The 327-nt window shown below is 68.2% G+C and carries 1 pseudogene; it reads right to left on the reverse strand.

The features are described from left to right. Positions 1-327 (reverse strand): annotated as a pseudogene (locus MRBLSP13_RS20800) (oxidoreductase); the annotation flags it as partial.

Below are 327 nucleotides of genomic sequence, written 5' to 3' on the forward strand. Positions count from 1 at the left end.
TCTCGATCAGGTCGAAACCGATCCGTTCGGCGCGCGCGACGGCCTGGCGGTGGGCTTCGATCAGGTCGAGCATCTCGGCCCTGGTCAGCGCGCGGGGCGCCGGAAAGTCACCGAACGGGATGGCCGACGGTCCGACCGTTTCCCAGGCGCCTTCCTCTGCGGTCAATGCCTTGCCGCCCAGTGCCGGCGGCTGTTGCGATCCCTTGCGCCCGGCGTGCCCGATCTGGATCCCCATCTTGGCAACGCCATAGGTGCGGCAGAAATCCACGACCCGCTTCAGCGCGGCCTCATTCTCGTCCGAACACAGGGTGGCGCAGCGCGGCGAGA

This window comes from Sphingobium sp. LSP13-1-1.1 (assembly GCF_040676415.1).
In the GTDB taxonomy this organism is placed as follows: domain Bacteria; phylum Pseudomonadota; class Alphaproteobacteria; order Sphingomonadales; family Sphingomonadaceae; genus Sphingobium.